We start from the raw sequence: 391 nt of genomic DNA on the forward strand, positions 1-391 counted from the left end.
GCGACGGCTGCTGGTCCGGCGCTGCCGCGCCTGCGGGCGCGCTCACCACTACCCCCGTGAGTTCTGCCCCCACTGCTGGAGCGAGGACGTCGACTGGGAGACCGCGAGCGGCCGGGCCACCCTGTACACCTGGTCCGTCGTCCACCGCAACGACCTGCCGCCCTTCGGGGAACGGACGCCGTACGTCGCGGCCGTCGTCGATCTCGCCGAGGGGCCGCGGATGATGACCGAGGTGGTGGAGTGCGGGGACGCGGCGCGGCTGTCGGCCGGGATGGAGCTGGAGGTCGGCTTCCGGGACGGGGTGCCGGTGTTCCGGCCCGTGTCGGACAGCACCGACACGCTGGACGCGAGGTGATCGAGCCGCTGGTCCGACTCCTCGGCGACGAAGGGC

The 391-nt window shown here is 73.4% G+C and carries 1 protein-coding gene; it reads left to right on the plus strand.

All coding sequences use genetic code 11. The features are described from left to right. Positions 1 to 355, plus strand: a 355-nt coding sequence (locus ACLZOT_RS50330) for a Zn-ribbon domain-containing OB-fold protein (RefSeq protein WP_416976035.1), incomplete at its 5' end; no start/stop codon positions are given. Between the last annotated feature and the right edge of the window lie 36 nt (positions 356 to 391).

Origin of the sequence: Streptomyces sp. 4F14 (assembly GCF_048159485.1) — a bacterium.
Classification (GTDB): Bacteria; Actinomycetota; Actinomycetes; order Streptomycetales; family Streptomycetaceae; genus Streptomyces.